Source organism: Salinivibrio costicola subsp. alcaliphilus (genome assembly GCF_001996185.1).
In the GTDB taxonomy this organism is placed as follows: Bacteria; Pseudomonadota; Gammaproteobacteria; order Enterobacterales; family Vibrionaceae; genus Salinivibrio; species Salinivibrio costicola.
Genome location: NZ_MUFR01000154.1, coordinates 1 through 382 on the forward strand (window position 1 = coordinate 1; position 382 = coordinate 382).

The following is a 382-nucleotide window of genomic DNA, read 5'->3' on the forward strand; positions in this document are numbered from 1 at the left end:
TTTACGTCAAACATGGTACGCCTTATATCAATCTTCTAAACTCAAAAGTGTAGGTAGTTGAGCTTATTGCTCCGCTAGCTGCTATCTCTAGTGCCATATTACTTGTAGGTCTTCTTGCCGTACGTAAGTAAATATTAGCGCCGTTATTAGCGTGTCCGCTGTTTTGGAGCAGTATTTCGTTGGTGCCTTCATCGTTAGTTGCACCACCATACCAACACATAATGCCTGTGAAGGTCTCATTGTACAGGTTATCTCCGGTACTGTTAACATAAACAGACACTGCCCAAGTACCTGTAGCTAACAAGCCGCCTTCAATTCCAGGTACTGCTTGCCAGCTTGTTCCGACAACTAGCGTCTTATCTGCTGCGTAATATTTCCCGAA

General features: G+C 44.0%; 1 protein-coding gene. It reads right to left on the reverse strand.

From position 1 onward, the window contains the following. Positions 1–22: 22 nt before the first annotated feature. Positions 23–382: hypothetical protein (locus BZJ21_RS16460; RefSeq protein WP_158075551.1), on the reverse strand; the 360-nt coding region annotated here is incomplete at its 5' end.